The sequence below is a fragment of the Ruegeria sp. BHSA191 genome (assembly GCF_059613325.1).
In genome coordinates this window covers 100,045-118,507 of sequence record NZ_JBXWSH010000001.1, presented here as the reverse complement: position 1 = coordinate 118,507, position 18,463 = coordinate 100,045, and the positions used below count along the sequence as shown (strand labels likewise).

Here is an 18,463-nt window from a genome sequence, read left to right as displayed (position 1 = left end):
GACGTCAGATGGGCAGATATTGCACGAATTCTCCGCTGGCGCGTTCCGGGTCGTGGGGCGGGCGCACGATCAAGGCGTTGGATCGCGCCAGAACGCTGAGCAGAGAACTGTCCTGATCGTCGAAGGCGCTCAGCCCCTCATCGCCCAGCCAGGCACGCATGTAGTGCTCGCGCGGGCCGTTGGCGCGCAGGGGCTTAGCCAGTCGCGCCTGCTTCATCTCAGGTTCGGCTGGGGTCAGGCCCAGCATCCGGCGCACCATCGGTACAAGAAACACGTAACCGCAGACCATGGCGCTGACCGGGTTTCCAGGCAAGCCGACCATTGCGGCGTCGCCCAGCCGCCCGGCCATCAGCGGTTTCCCGGGGCGCATGCGGACCTTGTAGAACGATTGCCGCAGGCCCAACTTGTCCGAGGCTTCGCCGACCAGATCATAGTCGCCGACCGAGGCGCCGCCGATCGTCACGATGACGTCCGCACCTTGCGCCAGATTCAGCGCGGTCTCGAGTGACTTGATCGTGTCGCGCGCGATCGGCAGCATCCGCACATGCGCGCCCGCGTCTTCCAGCAAAGCCTTGAGGCCAAAGGAGTTCGACGCGATGATCTGGTCCGGCCCCGGGGTGTCGCCGGGCATCACCAGTTCGTTCCCAGTGGCGATCAGTGCGATCTGGGGCTTGCGGGCCACCGGGACCGCAGGAACGTTCATCGCGGCCAGCAGGGCCAGATCCTTGGCGTTCAGCCTCCGGGGTGCGCTGAGCGCGGACCCAACCCGGAAATCCACGCCCGCCGGGCGGATATTGCTTTTGGGTCCCGGATCATTCGTGATTGTCAGAAGTTCGCCACGTCGCTTCGTATCTTCCTGAATGACGATGAAATCGGCGCCATCCGGTACCGGGGCGCCAGTGAAGATCCGAACCGCCTGTCCGGGGCCGACGGTTCCGTCAAAACGCTGGCCTGCAGTCGCTTCGCCGATGACTTTGAACATCGCGTGCAGTTCGACCTCGGCCGCCTTGACCGCGTAGCCATCCATCGAAGACGCCGCAAAGGGCGGTTGGTCACGATTCGCAGTGACATCGGCGGCCAGGACGCGCCCCGCCGCCTCGGCCAGCGGAACCTGTTCGGTCTCCATGTCCGGCGCCAGGTCCAGAACCAGAGCGCGCGCCTCGGCCACCGTGATCATGACGCTTCGTAACGTCCCGATTTTCCGCCATCTTTCAAGGTTACGCGGATTCCGCCGATTTCCATTGCCTTGTCCACGGCCTTGGCCATGTCATAGACGGTCAACGCCGCGGTCGATACCGCGGTCAGCGCCTCCATTTCGACACCGGTCTGGCCGGTCGTCTTGACGGTGGCCTCGATCCGAACACCGGGCAGCTTTGGGTCCAAGGACAGGTCAACCGAGACCTTGGTGATCGGCAGCGGATGGCACAACGGGATCAGGTCTGCGGTCTTCTTGGCGCCCATGATCCCGGCCAGCCGGGCCACCCCCAGCACATCGCCCTTTTTAGCGCGACCTTCCGAAATGATATCAAAGGTTTCACGGGCCATCTTGACGTACCCGCCTGCCACCGCGATGCGATTGGTCACGCGCTTGTCCGAGACATCGACCATATGCGCCTGGCCGTCGCTGTCGAAATGGGTCAGCGGCATCACATCACCCCCGGCACCAGCGGGCTCGCCAACAGGCGGCGGGTTGCGGCGGCCACGTCCTGCTGGCGCATCAGGCTTTCGCCGATCAGGAAACACCGCGCGCCATAGCGGGCGATATCGGCCAGGTCCTCGGGGGTGTTCAGACCGCTTTCGCACACGATCGTACGGTCGGCTGGGACCAGCTTGGACAGCCGGTGCGTCGTATCAAGCGAGGTTTCGAAGGTCTTGAGATTGCGGTTGTTTATGCCGATCAGCGGGCTTTTCAGCGCGGTCGCGCGTTCCAGTTCGGCCTCGTCATGCACCTCGATCAAAACATCCATGCCCCAGTCAAAGGCCGTCTGTTCCAGTTCGGCCGCCTGCGCGTCTTCGACCGAGGCCATGATGATCAGGATGCAGTCCGCCCCCAATGCCCGAGCCTCGACCACCTGATAGGGGTCGTACATGAAATCCTTGCGCAGAGCTGGCAGGCTGCAGGCGGCGCGCGCGGCGGTCAGGTATTCCTTCGCGCCCTGAAAGCTGGGTGTGTCGGTCAGCACCGACAGGCAGGCCGCGCCGCCTTCTTCATAGGCTTGCGCCAATGCGGGCGGGTCGAAGTCCGCGCGGATCAGGCCCTTGGAGGGGCTTGCCTTCTTGATTTCTGCGATGAGCCCGTATCCTTGGCGGCTGGCCCGTTGCAGCGCCTCGGCGAAACCGCGGATTTCAGGCGCCTCGCGGGCGTCTTGTTCGACGGCCTCCAGCGGCTTGCGCGCCTTGTCGGCGGCGATTTCCTCTAGCTTGTAGGCCTTGATCCTGTCGAGAACGGTTTCGGTCATGCAGCTTCCTGTGTCAGTCGTGCCAGAGCGGCGATTTTTTCCTTGGCCTTGCCGCTGTCGATGCTTTCGGCGGCCATGGCGACGCCGTCCCGCAGGTCATCCGCAGCGTCCGCCACGACCAGCGCGGCGGCCGCGTTCAGCAACACGGCGTCGCGATAGGCCGACGGTGCGCCCTCAAGCAGGGCGCGGAAGGCCGCGGCATTGTCTTCAGGCGTGCCGCCAACGATCTCTTCGAACGGATGCACGGGCAGCCCGGCATCTTCAGGGTGCAGCTCGACCTCTTTGACGCGCCCGTCTTCCAGCGCGGCGACCCAGCTGATGCCGGTGATCGTCAGTTCGTCGGTGCCGTCCGAGCCATGCACCAGCCAGGCGCGATCCGATCCCAGCAGGCCAAGCGTTTCGGCCATCGGGCAGATCAGGTCGCGACTGAAGGCGCCGGTCAGTTGGCGTTTCACCCCGGCCGGGTTGGTCAGCGGCCCGAGGATGTTGAAGATGGTGCGGGTGCCCAGTTCCTGGCGTGTGGGCATGACATGGGCGATGGCTGGGTGATGCATGGGTGCCATCATGAACCCAATTCCGACCTGTTGCAAAGCCTTTTCAACCACTTGCGGGCCAACCATCACGTTGATGCCCATTTGCCCCAGTGCATCCGCCGCACCCGATTTTGAACTCAGATTGCGGTTGCCGTGCTTGGCCACGGTCACACCGGCCCCTGCCACGACGAAGGCGGTGGCGGTGGAAATGTTCAGTGTGCCCTTGCCGTCGCCGCCAGTGCCGACGATATCCATGGCGCCTTCCGGGGCCTTGACCGCATTGCATTTTGCGCGCATCACCGCCGCCGCCGCGGCGTATTCCTCGACCGTTTCGCCGCGGGTACGCATGGCCATCAGCAGACCGCCGATCTGGCTGGGTGTCGCTTCGCCCTCGAACAGGATCTCAAAGGCTTGTTCGGCCTCGTCGCGGGTCAGGGCGCGATCGGCTGCGGCCCCGATCAGCGGTTTCAGTGCGTCGCTCATGCGGGGACTTTCATCTCGTTCAGGAAATTCTTGAGCAGGGCATGACCATGCTCGGATGCGATCGATTCCGGGTGGAATTGCACACCGTGGATGGGCAGCGTCCTGTGCTGCAGGCCCATGATCGTGCCATCCTCAAGCTCGGCCGTGATTTCAAGGCAATCGGGCAGGCTGTCCCGGTCAACCACCAGCGAGTGATAGCGCGTCGCCTCGAAAGGCGAGGGCAGGCCCGCGAACACCCCTTTGCCGGTGTGGTGCATCGTGCCCATCTTGCCGTGCACGATCTCGTGGCAGCGCACGACCTTGCCGCCAAAGGCCTGCCCGATGGTCTGGTGGCCCAAGCAGACGCCCATCAGCGGCGTTCCGGTCTCGGCCGCGGCCTGGGTCAGCGCAAGGCAGATGCCGGCTTGGTCCGGGTCGCAGGGGCCGGGGCTGAGCAGGATGCCGGCGGGGTTCATCGCCATGGCCTCCTGCACGTTCAGCGCGTCGTTGCGGCGCACCACCATTTCGGCGCCAAGCTCGCCCAGATAGTGAACGAGGTTGTAGGTAAACGAGTCATAGTTGTCGATCAGCAGCAGCATTTTGCACGTGTCTTGTGTTTGGGCAATTCGGACTGGCGATCCAGCCGCGTGCCAAGGTATAGTGTTGGCACATACATGCTCAGGCTTGCAGGGCAGCGTCAAGGGGACAAGCTGCCGATGACGGGTCGCGGGCAAGCGCCGCACAGATGGCGCCGGTTTCACCGAGGCAGATTGCAGGGCGAGAGGCAAGAGAGATGGGCGGATTTTTCGGCGGGGTCGTGACCGGCGCGGTTGTCGTCGTGGTTTTGGGGGCCGTGTTTTCTCTGAACACACCCTTGGGCAGCAAGCCCGAACTACTGACCACCGCCCCCGAGGCCAAGGGCGTCGCACCGCAGGCCGTGGCAACGGATCTGTCCGAGCCCGGACCTGATGCCGATCTGGTCGAATTGGCGCCGCGGGGGTTGAATGCTCTGGACGACGCGACAGGTCAGGCGGAGGCCCCAATCGGCATCGCGGCCGAGCCCGATGCGCGCCCCGATGTCAAACGGCAGATCGGACCGGTCGAAAAGCCGACCACCGGTGCTGCGGCGACGGTAGAGATTGCGCGCGTTGCACCGGCCGCACCCCCTGCACCGTTGACCGCTCCGGTGACGCAGGATCAAGGCGCCGAGCCGGTTTCGGTAGATCCGACACCGCCAGCCGCGCCCCAGCCGCCCGAAGCCACCGCGCTTGCCGAGCCGCAGCCGTCGCCGCGTGCGGACTCTGACCAGGCCGCGGCATCCCCGGAGGCCGAGGCTGATGCCGCCGAGCCGGACGCAGACCTGCCGGAACAGCAGGCCGCGGTCACTGAACCCGAGGCTGCCGCTCCGAACCCGATCGCCGTCGAGGGCGAAGAGAACACCCAGCCGCGCAAGCGCGCGCGGATCGCCACCTTGCCTCAGATCGGCGGACAACAGATTGCCTCGGCTTCTCCGACCATCGGGCGGCGGGTGATCCCCCTGACCGAACGCGACGACCCGGCGGAAGACGTGGTTCAAGTCGCTGAAAAGGCACCCGCCGATCCCATCGACGCCTATGCCGCGCCGTTCGAAAACCCGGAAGGCAAGCCGTTGATGTCGATCATCCTGATCGACGACGCAGGAGCATTCGGCGCAGAGGCCTTGCAGGATTTTCCCTACCCGCTGACATTCGCGGTCAGCCCGTCCGACCCCGAGGCCGCTGACAAGATGAAGCGGTATCGTGAAGCGGGGTTCGAGGTTCTGGCCATCGCCGACCTGCCCACCGCGGCCAGCGCGCAGGATGCCGAGGTTTCGCTGTCGGTCTGGCTGGACGCGTTGCCCGAAACGGTCGGGATCCTCGAAGGCGTTCAGACCGGCATCCAGGGCAACCGCAAACTGGCCGATCAAGTGGCCGCGATTGCGGACGGGACCGGGCGCGGGCTGGTGTTGCAGGACAACGGGTTGAACACGGCGTTCAAACTGGCCGCGCGCAACGGGGTTCCTTCCAGCGTGGTGTTTCGCGACATCGATGGGGCGCGGCAGGACTCCGACGTGATGCGCAGGTTCTTGGACCAGGCCGCGTTCCGCGCCGGTCAGGAAGGAGCGGTGGTGATGCTGGGACGTCTGCGGCCCGAGACGATCTCGGCCCTGCTGTTGTGGGGGCTCGAAGATCGCAGCAGCAGGGTCGCGCTGGCGCCGATCTCGGCGGTCATGAAAAGCCAGATCCAGTAGGCTGGCGCTGTCGGAATGAAAAATGGGTGGTCGTGGGGCCACCCGCTTTCCGTTCAGCCGTTATTCGAGCCGGTGAACCGAGCCGCATCCGCTGCAGCTCGCCTGATCGCGTTGGATTTGTGAACCGTCTCCATGTACTCGGCATCGGGGTCACTGTCATAGACGACGCCGCCGCCGGCCTGGATGTACAGTTTCTTGTCCTTCACGATGGCCGTGCGCAGCGCGATGCACATGTCCATGTCACCGCCGGCGCTGAAATAGCCGACCCCGCCGCCATAGATGCCGCGCTTTTCGGGCTCCAACTCGTCGATGATCTCCATTGCACGCACCTTGGGCGCGCCTGAAACCGTACCCGCGGGCATCCCGGCAAAGAAGGCGTCAAGCGCGTCCTTGTCCTCGGCCAGTTCACCGACCACGTTCGACACGATGTGCATCACGTGGCTGTAGCGCTCGATGATGAATTCCTCGGTCGGGCGCACGGTTCCAATTTTGGACACACGCCCCGCATCGTTGCGGCCCAGATCCAGTAGCATAAGATGCTCGGCCAGTTCCTTCTGGTCGGCCAGCAGCTCCGCCTCGTTGGCCTTGTCCTCCTCGGGGGTGGCGCCGCGTGGCCGGGTGCCGGCGATCGGGCGGATCGTCACCTGGTTGCCGAAGACCCGCACCAGGATTTCCGGGCTGGCGCCCACCACCTGGAACCCGCCGAAATTGAAATAGAACATGAATGGCGACGGATTCGTGCGCCGCAGCGACCGGTACAGGGCAAAAGGCGGCAGCGGAAAATCCTGCGTCCAGCGCTGAGCGGGCACCACCTGAAAGATGTCGCCGGCACGGATGTATTCCTTGGCCTTTTCGACCGCCTCCATATAGCCCGACTTGGTGAAATTCGACACCGGCGGCGCGACCTCGTGCGCCTCGCCCAGATCGCGGGTCTCGGCGGGCATGGCGCGTTCCAGATCGCGCACCGCGTCCATCACCCGCTCCGCCGCCTGAGCATAGGCTGCCTTGGCCGATTGCCCCTCGGTGACCCAGGCGGGCGAGACGATGGTGACCTCGCCCTTGACACCGTCCAGAACCGCCACGACCGAGGGCCGCAGCAGGATAGCGTCAGGCAGGCCCAGCGGGTCGGGGTTGACGTCGGGCAGGTATTCCACCAGCCGCACCATGTCATAGCCCAGATAGCCGAACAGCCCCGCCGCCGCCTGCGGCAAGTCGTCGGGCAGCGCGATGCGACTCTCGGCCAGCAGCGCGCGCAGATTGTCCATAGGGTTGCCGTCCTGAGCGGCAAAATCATCCTCGTCGAACCTGGCCGAGCGGTTCAGTTCGGATGTCTCGCCCCGGCAGCGCCAGATCAGGTCGGGCTTCATACCGATGATCGAATAACGCCCGCGCACCTCGCCACCGGTCACGGATTCCAGCACAAAGGCGTTTTTCTGCGCGCCGGTCAGCTTGAGCATCAGCGACACCGGCGTATCCAGATCTGCAGCCAGGCGGGTATAGACCACTTGGTTTTCACCCACGTCATAGGCGCGGGCGAAGCTGTCGAAATCGGGGGTCAGAGCCATTTGTCGATCCGGTCAGAAATTGGCCTGAACGGCGTTCAGCGCGCGTTGGTCCAACGTAGGCCGGGCGCGGGTCTGCGCGTCGCGCACATAGGCGTCAAAGATGTTCTGCGCCAGCGCCTGGTTCAGCTGCGCCGCAACTGCGTCTTTCATCTGGCGTTGCTCGTCGGTTTCCGCCGGGGGAAGAACCTCGTCGAGACGCACGATGAAAACCGCGCCCTGACCGGGAATGACCCGCAATTCGCCGGGCTCCATCTCGAACACCTGGTTCATGAAATCGGCGGGAACGTCATCCAGGAAAGCGGTGCGGGTCAGGGCGTTTTCCACCCGGAACGGCAGGCCCGTGGCGGTGAAATCCCCGTCAACGGCCAGACCGGTCACGACCGTATTGGCCTTTTCCAGCAGAGCCTTGCCGATTTCTTCCTGTTTCCATGCCTCGATCACACGCTCGCGCGCTTGTGCCAGCGGCTCGGGGCGCGGCGGCAATTCCTCGTCCAGACGCAGGGCAAAGACCGAGCCATCCTCGAGAAAGCCGATCTCGGGGAAGTCGCCCTCGCCGACGGCTTGGGCCGCGCTGCGGAACGCGTCATAGGCGGCAAGGGCCTCGTCGCTCTGGGTCGTCCAGTCGATCTGGCCCAGTTCCATCTCGGTCTCGGCGACCAGTTCCTCGAGCGTCGCGCCGCCGGCCAGCATGTCGTTGAACTCTTCGGCCTGCGACTCGATCACGCGGCGGGCGCGTTCGGCGGCCAGTTCCTCGCGCAGTTCGGGTTCGGCCTCGTCAAAGCTGACATTGTGTTCGGCCAGCGTGCCGTTCACGCGGAACAGCGCCGGGCCGAAGGCCGACGGCAGCGGGCCGATCACATCGCCGACCTCGGCGGCAAAGACGGCATCCGCCGCTTCGCCCAGATCGTCGCGGGTGACATCGCCCAGATCGACATCGCTGAGCTCCAGTTCGCGCGCGCGCACCAACTGTTCGAAATCCAACCCGCCAACTTCAAGCTGCGCCTTGGCTTCGGTCGCCTCGGCTTCTGACGGGTAGACCAGCCGTTCGACCAGACGCCGCTCAGGCTGCTGATACTGGTCCTTGCGCTGCTCGTAGAGGCGGCGCAGGGCGTCCTCGTCCACCTCGACCGTGTCCTGCAGCATCGCGGGCGACAGAACGGCATAGGTGATCTTTTTCGTGCGGGGCAGGGTAAAGCGGTCTGTGTTGGCGTCATAGAAGGCCTGGATGTCCGCGTCGGTCGGCTCGGGCGCCGGTGCGTCCAGCGCGTCTTCCGACAGGGTGGCCACGGTAAAGCTGCGGCGCGCCAGCACATAATCGGCCAGCGTGTCGGTCAGAACTGCGGGCATTTCGATGCCGTTCATGATGGCGCCTTGCACCAGGGTGCGGGCGGTTTCCTTGCGCAGGTCTTCCTCAAATTCCGCTTCGGTCATGCCGATCTGTTCCAACTGGAACCTATAGGCCTCGCGGTCGAACGATCCGTCGGCGCCTTGGAAGGCCTGAATGCGCAGGATCTCCTTTTGCAGGTTTTCATCGCCGACCGAGATGCCCAGCTGCGCCACCTCGTTGTCCAGCGCGGCCAGCGCGACCAGCCGCGACAGGGCGCGCTGGTCCAGTCCCCGGTCGCGGGCCTGAGACATCTGCAACGGCTGGCCCGTCTGCGCCTCGACCGCGCGGATTTCGCGCTGAAGCTCGCGGGCATAGGCATCGACGGTGATGACCTCGTCCCCGACCTGCGCGACCGTGCGCACGGTGCCACTGAGGTTGACGGCGCCGAACCCGGCAAGCCCCAACATCAACAGACCCATCAGGATCCAAACAAAGGTTTTGGAAAGGTTCTTCATGCCTGCGGCCATAGTGCCCTCTTGGATCTTGCGGCAGGGTTCTGCCGTCTGTGTTGCGGCCCTGAATACGACGCGGGATGCCGGGGGGCAAGCTCAGAAGGACAGAGCCTGCAAGCGGTCGAACAATTGCCCGATTCCAGCACGGTCCAGATTGGCAAAAGCAATGCGCACCTGGCGTTTCCCGGCGGGGTCGTGATCGGGCATGAACATCGTACCCGGCAGCAGCAGAATACCGGCCTCGGAGACCAATCTGCGCGCCAGTTCGTCCGACGGCATCTCGAACGGATGTTCGAGATAGGCGAAATAGGCGCCCAGACCCAACAGCCGCCAGCCTTTGTCGGTCAGGCGGGGCATGTTCTCGGTGATTGCAGCGCGGCGATCCAGAATCTCGGCGCGTTCCCCGGCCAGCCATTGAGACAGGTTCTGCATCCCCCACAGCGCCGCGAACTGACCCATCTGGCCGGGGCAGATGGCGACGGTATCGAGGAATTTTTCGACCTCGGCCAGCAGCGGCGCACCGGTGGCGATCGCGCCCACGCGGTGCCCGGTCAGGCGGTAGGCTTTCGAGAAGGAATAGAGATGCACCAGCGTTCGGTCCCAGTCGGGCTGCTGGAACAAAGCGTGCGGCGGGCCGCCGCGGCTGTCGAAATCACGATAGGTTTCATCGACCAGCAGGCGCAAGCCATGCTGTTGCGCCAGATCATAGAAAGCACGGACCAAATCTGCCGGGTATTCGACTCCACCCGGATTGTTGGGCGTGACCAGCGCGATGGCGCGCGTGCGGTCGGTGATCAGCGCGCGCGCCTGTTCGGGATCGGGCAGCAGGTCCGCCCCGGTCGGCAGATCAACCGCCCGAACACCGGCCATGTCCAGCCACATTTTGTGGTTGAAATACCATGGTGTTGGCAGGATGACCTCATCCCCCTGGTCGGTGATCGCCGAGATGACTGAGGCGAAAGCCTGATTGCAGCCCGAGGTGATGGCTGTCTGTTCCGGCCGAACCTCGGCGCCGTAGTGGTCACCAATCTCACGCGCGAGTTCTGCGCGCAGATCGGGGTTACCTAGAACCGGGCCGTAGAGATGCGCCGCGTCTTGATTGACCGCAAAATCGGCCATCGCCTGCCGCAGAGCCAGCGGCGGTGGATCGACCGGCGCCGCCTGGCTGACATTGATCAGTGGGCGATCTTCCGAGAACGTGACCCCCTCGAGCCAGCGCCGCGCCTCCATCACCGGAGGGGCGAAGGTGGCGGCGGTGCGGGTCAATGTCATCGGGTGTCCGGTCTTGCTGATTTGTGGTGGAAAAGTGGGATCAGTCGGTGCCGCGATAGGGCTCGACATATTGCAGGGCCATATCCCAGGGGAAGAAGATCCAGGTGTCCTGGCTGACCTCGGTGATATACGTGTCAACCATCGGGCGGCCCTTGGGCTTGGCATAAACCGTGGCAAAATGGGCCTTGGGGTACATCTTGCGCACCAGTTCCAGCGTCTTGCCGCTGTCGACCAGGTCGTCGATGATCAGCACGCCTTCACCATCCCCCATCAAATCGGCATCGGGGGCCTTGAGCACCTCGGCCTCGCCGCGTTCCTGATGGTGATAGGATTTGACGCTGATCGTATCGACGGTGCGGATGTCCAGCTCGCGGCTGACGATCATCGCCGGTGCCATGCCGCCGCGCGTGATCGCGACGACGGCGCGCCAGGCACCGTCATCGGGGCCCTGACCGTCCAGCCGCCAGGCCAGCGCGCGCGAGTCGCGGTGGATCTGGTCCCAGCTGATGTGAAAGCCTTTCTCGTGGGGCAGGCGGTCCTTTGCGCTCATGGTCTTATCCCTTTTCCACATCCGGCGCGTCGACGGCTTTCATGCCGACGATGTGATAACCAGAATCCACGTGCAGGTTTTCACCGGTCACGCCGCTGCTGAGATCCGACAGCAGATACAGCGCCGATTTGCCCACGTCGTCGATGGTCACGTTGCGACGCAGGGGCGAATTGTACTCGTTCCACTTCATGATGTAGCGGAAGTCGCCGATGCCGCTAGCGGCGAGGGTCTTGATCGGCCCGGCCGAGATCGCGTTGATGCGGATGTTGTCCTTGCCCAAGTCCTCGGCCAGGTATTTCACCGACGCCTCGAGCGCGGCCTTGGCCACACCCATGACATTGTAATGTGGCATGACCTGCTCAGCACCATAATAAGTCAGAGTGATGGCGCTGCCGCCGTCCGTCATCAGCTTTTCGGCGCGTTGCATCACCGCCGTGAAAGAGTAGACCGACACGTCCATCGTCAGCTTGAAATTTGCGCGCGACGTGTCGACGTAGCGGCCGCGAAGTTCGTTCTTGTCCGAGAAACCAATGGCGTGGACGACGAAATCCAGCTTGCCCCATTTGTCTTTCAGCGCCGCGAACAGCTCGTCAATCGATTCTTCGTTGCTGACGTCACAGGGCAGGACAATCTCGCTACCCAATTGGGCCGCCAACGGGTCGACCCGTTTTTTCAGTGCATCCCCCTGATAAGAGAAAGCCAGTTCGGCTCCGGCTTCGGACAAGGCGCGGGCGATTCCCCATGCGATTGATTTGTCATTGGCCAGTCCCATGATGAGGCCGCGCTTGCCGGCCATCAACTGATTTGACATGTTCGGTTCTCCGCCTGTCGTCGCGTTGCGTTGCGTTGGTTTAGGCCATTGATTGCGCTGCATCAAGGCTATCTGTCCTTGCCCGCGGCGGGTTCTCGCCCTAGGCTCATGTTCAATTTGTTCCAGGGGATGGACATGAGTGAGCGAAACGGCATCTTTGCCGGTGAAGATCCGTTCGTGATCGCGGCCCGTTGGTTGGCCGAGGCCGAAAAGACGGAACCGAACGATCCGAACGCGATTGCCCTAGCGACCGTGGACACAGATGGTATGCCGAACGCGCGGATGGTGTTGCTGAAAGATATCGAGGCCGACTCCTTCGTTTTCTATACCAACTATCACAGCGCCAAGGCCCAAGAGCTGGACTCGGCAGGCAAAGCCGCCTTTGTGATGCACTGGAAATCACTGCGGCGTCAGATCCGGGTTCGTGGTACAATCACCAAGGAAGATGGGGCGAAGGCCGACGAATATTATGCGTCACGGTCACTGAAAAGCCGTTTGGGCGCTTGGGCCTCGCGGCAGTCGGAACCGCTGAGCAGCCGCGCGGCCTTGATGGCCGAAGTTGCCAAGGTCACAGCAAGGCTGGGCTCCAATCCGCCGCGCCCCGAGTTCTGGGGCGGGTATCGGCTGACCCCGGTGGAAATCGAATTTTGGGCTGATGGAGCGTTCCGGCTGCATGACAGGTTTCAGTGGCGGCGTGAGAGTCCCGGTCAGAATTGGACAATCCAGAGGTTGAATCCGTGATATCCGTGCGACGTGAAATACAACACTCGGAAAAGACAGCGGTTTTTAACCTTGAACTAGTTAACGATTTGCGGGATCTACGAGCCTCGGACAAGCAGCAATAATTCGTGATGGAAGCACCGTGTCAGAAGACCAGAACACAATGTACCGCGTTCGCGGTCACGTAAAATGGTTCGACCCCGCCAAGGGGTACGGCTTCGTCGTGTCCGACGAGGGTGGTCCCGATATCTTGCTGCATGTGAACGTGTTGCGGAATTTCGGTCAGAGTTCGATCGCGGACGGGGCCGGGATCGAGATCATGACCCACCGTACCGACCGTGGCGTTCAGGCGGTCGAGGTGCTCGGCATCGACCCGCCCGAGCGGGGCGACTCGACGATGCTTGCCGATTTTGCCGAGATGGATCCCGCGCAGATCGCCCAGATGCCGATGGAAGCCGCGCGCGTGAAATGGTTCGACAAGGCCAAGGGGTTCGGCTTTGCCAATGTGTTTGGCCGGGACGAGGACGTCTTCCTGCATATCGAGGTATTGCGCCGGTCGGGGTTTGCGGATCTGCAACCCGGCGAGGCGCTGGCCATGCGGGTCATTGACGGCAAGCGCGGCCGGATGGCAGTGCAGGTCCTGGCCTGGGAATCCGCACTGAAGAATTGATGAGGGAATGATACGAGCTCTGGTTCTGGCAGCTTTGACCTTTTTCTGGGCGCAGGCTGCCATGGCCAGCTGTCGCCCCGATCATGTCTTTCTGCGCAATGCGGTGGCGCAGGTGCGGTTCGATGTCGAACTGGCCGTCACGCCGCAGGACCGCGCGCGTGGGTTGATGTTCCGAGAGTCGCTGCCGCGTCAGTCCGGGATGCTGTTCGTTTTCGACCCCCCGCAGCCTGTGGCGTTCTGGATGAAGAACACCCTGATCCCGCTCGACATGATCTTTGTCGACCGCAAGGGCGTCGTAACCCGTGTGCATCGCGGTGCCATACCGGGTGATCTGACCCCGATCGACGGGGGTGATGCGGTCTTTGCGGTTCTTGAAATCAATGCAGGGCTGGCGGCTCGATACGGGATTGGCCCTGGCACGCAACTGCGTCACGAAATTTTTGCGGACGGCCCTGCGATCTGGCCCTGTTAGGGGTTTTCAAATCAATAAGTCGCGGTTAGGAAGACGCACGGTCCGGGGCGTGGCGCAGTCTGGTAGCGCACCTGTTTTGGGTACAGGGGGTCGTGAGTTCGAATCTCGCCGCCCCGACCACTTTTCACTCACAGCGGCATTCCACCGAAATATCGGTACAGAGTCGTGAGTTCCTGATCCAGGGTCGCGCTTTCTATGGGGACCTTGACCGGTGCGCCGTCTTTCTGAGGGACAAGGAAGAACAATTCGGCATCTACGCGATAGCCTGCCGGGTTGCGTTGGGTGGACATCCGCCGGATTCCCTTGGGCAAGTCCTTCGTCGACCCGTCATAGTTCAGAATCAAAAAGGCGGTGGTGTCCGGTGGTAGGGCCGAGAGGCACTCGAACTGTGTCGACTTTGTTTTGCGGAATTGCTCGCCGGGGCCGTCACAGCTGATCTCGAATGTTTCAAGCAATTGCCCAGGATAGTCGCTGAACTGGGCGCTGCGCGAGGTCGGTTCCGGGGGCGACGACGCACACCCCCACAGAAAGGGCGGTGCGAGGGCGAAAGCGATGAGTGCTTTTTTCACAACGATTCCTGTCAACTCATGGGCGCGAGACTCGTGAACCTTATCGGGCCCGGATCCGTGATTCCTGATTCAGTATGGGGCAGAAGCGCTTGCTTGACCATTATGCTGCAACCGGTCTGAAAAAAGGCGGAAAAACCGAATGGGCATCGGGCCAGAAAAAAACCGATCGCCCTGTGGATGAATCGGTTTCGGTGCGCGGGCGCCTTCTGGACACGGTGGGGTCAACTGAAAAGTTCTGCGTTTCGAGCAAAAAATGCCGTTGACCAACTATGGGTAGATACGCCAGATTGTATGGGCCGGAGCAATAGCCACTAAATCTGGTATAAAAAGCCAGTCAGAGGGCAACGGGCGAGGGTCGGAAACAAACTCAAACTGACGTGTACCGCTCAGTCGGGTTCACGCCGCTTTGGCGGCGCCGGGCCAGTACGTCCAGAGGTTTCTTGCAGGCACGGCGGGCGGCACCCCGCCGAATGTGAATTGGGTGCCGAGGACATGAATAGCACTGTTTGATGATCTGGGGCTGCGGACATGAAGATTGAAAGAAAGTTTACAAAACCTGGGCAGGACGCTTATGCCGATCTGGACTTCGTGTCCGTCACCTCGGAAATCCGCAACCCCGACGGCACCATCGTGTTCCGGCTGGAAGGCATCGAGGTGCCCTCGACCTGGAGTCAGGTCGCCAGCGACGTGATCGCACAGAAATATTTCCGCAAGGCCGGCGTTCCCAGCAAGCTGAAGAAAGTGCGCGAGAAGGACGTGCCCGAATTTCTATGGCGCTCGGTTCCAGCCGAGGATGCCGAGTTCGGCGGGGAGACGTCCTCGAAACAGGTGTTCGACCGTCTGGCCGGTGCCTGGGCCTATTGGGGCTGGAAGGGCGGCTATTTCTCGACCGAGGAGGACGCGCGCGCATACTTCGACGAGATGCGCTATATGCTGGCGACCCAGCGCGCCGCACCAAACAGCCCGCAATGGTTCAACACCGGTCTGCACTGGGCCTACGGGATCGATGGCCCGGCGCAGGGTCACTACTATGTCGACTACAAAACCGGTAAGCTGACCAAGTCGAAATCGGCCTATGAACATCCGCAGCCGCATGCGTGCTTCATCCAGTCCGTCGATGACGATCTGGTGAACGAAGGCGGCATCATGGATCTGTGGGTGCGCGAGGCGCGCCTGTTCAAATACGGCTCGGGCACCGGGACCAACTTCAGCCATCTGCGCGCAGAAGGCGAAGCGCTGTCGGGTGGCGGTAAGTCCTCGGGCCTGATGGGCTTTCTCAAGATCGGCGACCGCGCCGCTGGCGCGATCAAATCAGGCGGGACAACCCGTCGAGCAGCAAAGATGGTGATCGTCGATGCAGATCACCCTGACATCGAGCAATTCATCGAATGGAAGGTGATCGAAGAGCAGAAGGTGGCCTCGATCGTTGCCGGATCGAAGATGCACGAGAAGATGTTGAACGGCATTTTCGAGGCCATCCGCACGTGGGACGGCGCACAGGACGACGCCTATGATCCCAAGAAGAACGACGGGCTGAAAACAGCGATCCGCGAGGCGAAAAAGGTCGCGATCCCCGAGACTTACATCAAGCGCGTGCTGGATTACGCCAAGCAGGGCCACGACAGCATCGAGTTTCCGACCTACGACACCGACTGGGATTCGGAAGCCTACAATTCGGTCTCGGGTCAGAACTCCAACAACTCGATCCGCGTGACCAACGCCTTCCTCAAGGCGGTTGAAAAGGATGCCGACTGGGAACTGATCAACCGCACCGACGGCAGGGTGGCCAAGGTGGTCAAGGCGCGCGACCTGTGGGAAAAGGTCGGCCATGCGGCCTGGGCCTGCGCCGATCCGGGCATTCAATTCCACGACACGGTCAACGAATGGCACACCTGCCCCGAAGACGGCGAGATCCGCGGCTCGAACCCGTGCTCAGAGTACATGTTCCTGGATGACACGGCCTGCAACCTGGCGTCGATGAACCTGCTGACCTTCCTGAAAGATGGCGAGTTTCAGGCGGCCGACTATATGCACGCGGCCCGTCTCTGGACGCTGACGCTCGAGATCTCGGTGACGATGGCGCAGTTCCCGTCGAAAGAGATCGCGCAGTTGTCTTATGACTTCCGTACGCTGGGTCTAGGCTATGCCAACATCGGCGGCCTGCTGATGAATATGGGCTATGGCTACGACTCGGACGAGGGTCGCGCGATCTGTGGCGCACTGACTGCGATCATGACCGGCGTGGCCTATGCCACCTCGGCCGAGATCGCCGGCGAGCTGGGGCCGTTCGCCGGCTACAAGCGCAACGCCGAGCATATGCTGCGGGTCATCCGCAACCACCGCCGCGCTGCGCAGGGCGTGACCGAGGGGTACGAGAAACTCTCGGTCAAGCCGGTGCCGCTGGATCACGCCAATTGTCCGGACAAGCGCCTGATCGATCTGGCCATGAGCGCCTGGGACGAGGCGCTGAGCCTGGGTGAGAAGAACGGCTACCGCAACGCGCAGGCCACCGTGATCGCACCGACCGGCACGATCGGTCTGGTGATGGACTGCGACACCACCGGGATCGAGCCCGACTTCGCGCTGGTCAAGTTCAAGAAGCTGGCCGGAGGCGGCTACTTCAAGATCATCAACCGCTCGGTCCCCGCGGCGCTCGAGAAGCTGGGCTATTCTTCGGCCCAGATCGAAGAGATTGTGTCCTACGCGGTGGGTCACGGCACCTTGGGCAACGCGCCGGGGATCAACCACACCTCGCTGACCGGTCACGGGTTCGGCCCGAACGAGCTGGCCAAGATCGACGCCGCGCTGGAAAGCGCGTTCGACATCCGGTTCGTCTTCAACCAGTGGACGCTGGGTGAAGATTTCTGCACCGGTGTTCTGGGCATCCCGGCCAGCAAGCTGAACGATCCGACCTTTGACATGCTGCGCCATTTGGGCTTCAGCAAGGCGGATATCGACGCGGCCAACGACCATGTCTGCGGCACCATGACCCTGGAAGGGGCCCCGCATCTGAAGCCTGAGCATTACGCGATCTTCGACTGCGCCAACCCGTGCGGCAAGAAGGGCAAGCGGTTCCTGGGTGTCGACAGCCACATCAAGATGATGGCGGCGGCGCAAAGCTTCATTTCGGGCGCGATCAGCAAGACGATCAACATGCCCAATGATGCCACCATCGAGGATTGCCAGAAGGCCTACGAGCTGTCCTGGAGCCTGGGCGTCAAGGCAAACGCGCTGTATCGCGACGGGTCCAAGCTCAGCCAGCCGCTGGCAGCTGCGCTGGTCGAGGATGACGATGAGGCGGCGGAAATCCTCGAAAGCGGATCGGCGCGGGAAAAGGCCGTGACTCTGGCCGAAAAGGTCATCGAGAAGGTCGTGGTCAAGGAGGTCATCCGCAGCCACCGCGAAAAGCTCCCGCATCGCCGCAAGGGCTATACCCAGAAGGCGATCGTGGGCGGGCACAAGGTCTACCTGCGTACCGGCGAGTTTGAGGACGGCAAACTGGGCGAGATCTTCATCGACATGCACAAGGAAGGCGCCGGCTTCCGCGCGATGATGAACAACTTTGCCATCGCGGTCTCGGTCGGCCTGCAATACGGTGTGCCGCTGGAAGAGTTCGTCGACGCCTTCACCTTCACCAAGTTCGAACCGGCCGGGATGGTGCAGGGCAACGACTCGATCAAGAACGCCACGTCTATCCTCGACTACATCTTCCGCGAGCTTGCGGTGTCGTATCTGGATCGTACCGACCTGGCGCATGTGAAGCCGCAAGGCGCAACCTTCGACGATCTGGGCCGCGGCGAGGAAGAGGGCGTGTCGAACGTCTCGGAGGTCAGCGACAGCGCGGCGTCGAAATCGCTGGAGGTGCTGAAACAGATCAGCTCGACCGGCTATCTGCGCAAGCGTCTTCCGCAGGATCTGGTGGTGTTCAACGGAGGGCAGGCGGCCGCGACCGGCATGTCCGAGGCGTCCGTCACCTTCGAGACCAAAAGCGAGACCACCGTCGTTGCCGAGACAGCCACCGAGATGGATGCCCGAACCAAGGCCAAGATGCAGGGCTACGAGGGCGATCCCTGCGGGGAATGCGGGAACTACACGCTGGTGCGCAACGGGACCTGCATGAAATGCAACACCTGCGGCGCAACCAGCGGGTGTAGCTGAGCTAAACGCCCCGGCAACCCGGGGCGCAGGGGCCGGACGCTGCCAATACGGTGCCGGTCCCGACGAATACGGAGACAGGTCGCAAGGCTTACCATCTGGCCTTTCTCCGCCCGG

17 protein-coding genes and 1 tRNA gene are annotated in these 18,463 nt (G+C 62.8%); 7 read left to right on the top strand and 11 right to left on the bottom strand.

All coding sequences use genetic code 11. The features are described from left to right. Positions 1-4: 4 nt before the first annotated feature. From AC2FNS_RS00595 to AC2FNS_RS00575, 5 genes are read right to left on the bottom strand one after another with little or no spacing between them, the layout of a single operon-like run. Entirely contained in the window at positions 5-1,177 is a 1,173-nt protein-coding gene (locus AC2FNS_RS00595) for a molybdopterin molybdotransferase MoeA (protein WP_496711389.1), read from the bottom strand. After that, a complete protein-coding gene (moaC, locus tag AC2FNS_RS00590) occupies positions 1,174-1,647 on the bottom strand; it encodes a cyclic pyranopterin monophosphate synthase MoaC (protein WP_496796658.1) in 474 nt (157 codons plus the stop codon). Before moaC ends, AC2FNS_RS00595 begins: the two co-directional genes overlap by 4 nt. Further along, positions 1,647-2,459, bottom strand: a complete 813-nt coding sequence (gene trpC / locus AC2FNS_RS00585) for an indole-3-glycerol phosphate synthase TrpC (RefSeq protein WP_496797480.1) — start codon at positions 2,457-2,459, stop codon at positions 1,647-1,649. Before trpC ends, moaC begins: the two co-directional genes overlap by 1 nt. Beyond that, positions 2,456-3,475 carry an anthranilate phosphoribosyltransferase gene (gene trpD, locus AC2FNS_RS00580; RefSeq protein ID WP_496711386.1) on the bottom strand — a complete coding sequence of 340 codons (1,020 nt, stop codon included), beginning with the start codon at positions 3,473-3,475 and terminating at the stop codon, positions 2,456-2,458. Before trpD ends, trpC begins: the two co-directional genes overlap by 4 nt. Next, entirely contained in the window at positions 3,472-4,053 is a 582-nt protein-coding gene (locus tag AC2FNS_RS00575) for an anthranilate synthase component II (protein WP_496711385.1), read from the bottom strand. Before AC2FNS_RS00575 ends, trpD begins: the two co-directional genes overlap by 4 nt. A gap of 194 nt (positions 4,054-4,247) precedes the next feature. Between AC2FNS_RS00575 and AC2FNS_RS00570 the strand changes: the two genes are divergently transcribed. After that, complete coding sequence (locus AC2FNS_RS00570; protein ID WP_496711384.1) at positions 4,248-5,723, top strand: divergent polysaccharide deacetylase family protein; 1,476 nt, start codon at positions 4,248-4,250, stop codon at positions 5,721-5,723. A 53-nt stretch (positions 5,724-5,776) separates the two neighbouring features. Here AC2FNS_RS00570 and trpE read toward each other — a convergent pair whose 3' ends face one another. The 5 genes from trpE to fabI form a co-directional block, all read right to left on the bottom strand. Further along, complete coding sequence (gene trpE / locus AC2FNS_RS00565) at positions 5,777-7,288, bottom strand: anthranilate synthase component I (protein WP_496711383.1); 1,512 nt, start codon at positions 7,286-7,288, stop codon at positions 5,777-5,779. A 12-nt stretch (positions 7,289-7,300) separates the two neighbouring features. After that, positions 7,301-9,142: a peptidyl-prolyl cis-trans isomerase gene (locus AC2FNS_RS00560; protein ID WP_496711382.1), complete on the bottom strand. Its 1,842-nt coding sequence runs from the start codon at positions 9,140-9,142 to the stop codon at positions 7,301-7,303. An 81-nt stretch (positions 9,143-9,223) separates the two neighbouring features. After that, complete coding sequence (locus AC2FNS_RS00555; RefSeq protein WP_496711381.1) at positions 9,224-10,399, bottom strand: aminotransferase; 1,176 nt, start codon at positions 10,397-10,399, stop codon at positions 9,224-9,226. Between the two features lie 40 nt (positions 10,400-10,439). Next, on the bottom strand, positions 10,440-10,949 hold the full coding sequence (gene gpt / locus AC2FNS_RS00550) for a xanthine phosphoribosyltransferase (RefSeq protein ID WP_093962173.1): 510 nt from the start codon (positions 10,947-10,949) through the stop codon (positions 10,440-10,442). A 4-nt stretch (positions 10,950-10,953) separates the two neighbouring features. Next, positions 10,954-11,760: an enoyl-ACP reductase FabI gene (gene fabI, locus AC2FNS_RS00545; RefSeq protein ID WP_496689059.1), complete on the bottom strand. Its 807-nt coding sequence runs from the start codon at positions 11,758-11,760 to the stop codon at positions 10,954-10,956. 135 nt (positions 11,761-11,895) lie between these two features. Between fabI and pdxH the strand changes: the two genes are divergently transcribed. The 4 genes from pdxH (at position 11,896) to AC2FNS_RS00525 (ending at position 13,742) form a co-directional block, all read left to right on the top strand. Beyond that, positions 11,896-12,501, top strand: a complete 606-nt coding sequence (gene pdxH, locus AC2FNS_RS00540) for a pyridoxamine 5'-phosphate oxidase (RefSeq protein ID WP_496711380.1) — start codon at positions 11,896-11,898, stop codon at positions 12,499-12,501. Between the two features lie 142 nt (positions 12,502-12,643). Further along, complete coding sequence (locus AC2FNS_RS00535) at positions 12,644-13,150, top strand: cold-shock protein (protein ID WP_496678206.1); 507 nt, start codon at positions 12,644-12,646, stop codon at positions 13,148-13,150. A gap of 7 nt (positions 13,151-13,157) precedes the next feature. Further along, positions 13,158-13,622, top strand: a complete 465-nt coding sequence (locus tag AC2FNS_RS00530; protein ID WP_496711379.1) for a DUF192 domain-containing protein — start codon at positions 13,158-13,160, stop codon at positions 13,620-13,622. 43 nt (positions 13,623-13,665) lie between these two features. After that, positions 13,666-13,742, top strand: a tRNA-Pro gene (locus AC2FNS_RS00525). An 8-nt stretch (positions 13,743-13,750) separates the two neighbouring features. Here the strand turns inward: AC2FNS_RS00525 and AC2FNS_RS00520 are convergent. Next, on the bottom strand, positions 13,751-14,191 hold the full coding sequence (locus AC2FNS_RS00520) for a hypothetical protein (protein WP_496797478.1): 441 nt from the start codon (positions 14,189-14,191) through the stop codon (positions 13,751-13,753). A gap of 74 nt (positions 14,192-14,265) precedes the next feature. Between AC2FNS_RS00520 and AC2FNS_RS00515 the strand changes: the two genes are divergently transcribed. Further along, the gene (locus AC2FNS_RS00515) at positions 14,266-14,454 is read left to right on the top strand and encodes a hypothetical protein (RefSeq protein ID WP_496711378.1); all 189 of its coding nucleotides are present in this window, start codon (positions 14,266-14,268) and stop codon (positions 14,452-14,454) included. Positions 14,455-14,719: 265 nt separating this feature from the next. Further along, a complete protein-coding gene (locus tag AC2FNS_RS00510) occupies positions 14,720-18,349 on the top strand; it encodes a vitamin B12-dependent ribonucleotide reductase (protein WP_496711377.1) in 3,630 nt (1,209 codons plus the stop codon). Positions 18,350-18,463 lie beyond the last annotated feature (114 nt).

What these genes read in the sequence shown, in the direction of transcription:
- AC2FNS_RS00575 (WP_496711385.1), bottom strand. Translation starts at nt 4,053, where the DNA reads ATGCTGCTGCTGATCGACAACTATGACTCGTTTACCTACAACCTCGTT.
- pdxH (WP_496711380.1), top strand. Translation starts at nt 11,896, where the DNA reads ATGAGTGAGCGAAACGGCATCTTTGCCGGTGAAGATCCGTTCGTGATC.
- AC2FNS_RS00530 (WP_496711379.1), top strand. Translation starts at nt 13,158, where the DNA reads ATGATACGAGCTCTGGTTCTGGCAGCTTTGACCTTTTTCTGGGCGCAG.
- AC2FNS_RS00515 (WP_496711378.1), top strand. Translation starts at nt 14,266, where the DNA reads ATGGGGCAGAAGCGCTTGCTTGACCATTATGCTGCAACCGGTCTGAAA.
- AC2FNS_RS00560 (WP_496711382.1), bottom strand. Translation starts at nt 9,142, where the DNA reads ATGGCCGCAGGCATGAAGAACCTTTCCAAAACCTTTGTTTGGATCCTG.
- AC2FNS_RS00570 (WP_496711384.1), top strand. Translation starts at nt 4,248, where the DNA reads ATGGGCGGATTTTTCGGCGGGGTCGTGACCGGCGCGGTTGTCGTCGTG.
- AC2FNS_RS00555 (WP_496711381.1), bottom strand. Translation starts at nt 10,399, where the DNA reads ATGACATTGACCCGCACCGCCGCCACCTTCGCCCCTCCGGTGATGGAG.
- trpE (WP_496711383.1), bottom strand. Translation starts at nt 7,288, where the DNA reads ATGGCTCTGACCCCCGATTTCGACAGCTTCGCCCGCGCCTATGACGTG.
- fabI (WP_496689059.1), bottom strand. Translation starts at nt 11,760, where the DNA reads ATGTCAAATCAGTTGATGGCCGGCAAGCGCGGCCTCATCATGGGACTG.
- AC2FNS_RS00510 (WP_496711377.1), top strand. Translation starts at nt 14,720, where the DNA reads ATGAAGATTGAAAGAAAGTTTACAAAACCTGGGCAGGACGCTTATGCC.
- trpD (WP_496711386.1), bottom strand. Translation starts at nt 3,475, where the DNA reads ATGAGCGACGCACTGAAACCGCTGATCGGGGCCGCAGCCGATCGCGCC.
- AC2FNS_RS00535 (WP_496678206.1), top strand. Translation starts at nt 12,644, where the DNA reads ATGTACCGCGTTCGCGGTCACGTAAAATGGTTCGACCCCGCCAAGGGG.
- gpt (WP_093962173.1), bottom strand. Translation starts at nt 10,949, where the DNA reads ATGAGCGCAAAGGACCGCCTGCCCCACGAGAAAGGCTTTCACATCAGC.
- moaC (WP_496796658.1), bottom strand. Translation starts at nt 1,647, where the DNA reads ATGCCGCTGACCCATTTCGACAGCGACGGCCAGGCGCATATGGTCGAT.
- trpC (WP_496797480.1), bottom strand. Translation starts at nt 2,459, where the DNA reads ATGACCGAAACCGTTCTCGACAGGATCAAGGCCTACAAGCTAGAGGAA.
- AC2FNS_RS00595 (WP_496711389.1), bottom strand. Translation starts at nt 1,177, where the DNA reads ATGATCACGGTGGCCGAGGCGCGCGCTCTGGTTCTGGACCTGGCGCCG.